Source organism: Rhizobium sp. rho-13.1 (genome assembly GCF_007000305.1).
GTDB classification, from domain to species: domain Bacteria; phylum Pseudomonadota; class Alphaproteobacteria; order Rhizobiales; family Rhizobiaceae; genus Rhizobium; species Rhizobium rhododendri.
Genome location: NZ_SCFL01000085.1, coordinates 1 through 774 on the forward strand (window position 1 = coordinate 1; position 774 = coordinate 774).

The following is a 774-nucleotide window of genomic DNA, read 5'->3' on the forward strand; positions in this document are numbered from 1 at the left end:
ATGGCCGACATGAAGGGGCGCAAGGTCGGCATCACCGCGCCCGGCTCCTCGACAGCGCTGATGTTCCAGTACGCGATGCTGAAGAGCGGATTGAAGGCCGACGATGCCTCGCTGATCGGGATCGGCGGAGGTGCAGCCGCACTCGCAGCCTTCAAGAGCGGTCAGATCGATGCCCTATCGCATGTCGATCCTGTCATCGCGCAGCTGCAATACGACAACGACATCGCCATTCTCCTCGATACGCGCACAGAGGCCGGCACCCGGTCCCTCTTCGGCGGCCCTAATCCAGCTGCGACGGTCTATATCAAGAAGGAGTTCACTGTCGCCAATCCGGTGACCACGCAGCGCACCGTCAACGCATTCATGAAGGCGTTGAAGTGGATTGGGCAGGCCAGCCCCGAGGATGTGGCCAGCGTGGTGCCAACGCAATACCAGCTGGGTAACCGCGATCTGTACATGCAGGCGTTCAAGAACTCGAAAGAGATGTACTCGCTGGATGGTCTGGTCACCAAGGAAGGCTACGACTCGATGATGGGCGTGCTGAAGACGCTCGATCCAGGACTTGCCAATGCCGATGTTCCCTTCAGCAAGACCTTCGATCCGACGTTTGCCAAAGCGGCGAAGACTTGACCGGCCCGGAGATCATGGAACGTTAGCCTGACGTGAATGCCAGAGTGGAGCAGAAACCTACCGCCCACTCTGGCAACAGCTATGGGATCACGCAGCTTTCAGCGCGATCCGCCGGCGGTGCAGGACAGGCTCGGTGTAGCCGTT

1 protein-coding gene is annotated in these 774 nt (G+C 59.8%); it reads left to right on the forward strand.

The window, feature by feature from the left end:
- Positions 1-630 (forward strand): ABC transporter substrate-binding protein (locus EQW76_RS28740; RefSeq protein ID WP_161991101.1); only part of this gene is annotated, 630 nt, incomplete at its 5' end.
- Positions 631-774 lie beyond the last annotated feature (144 nt).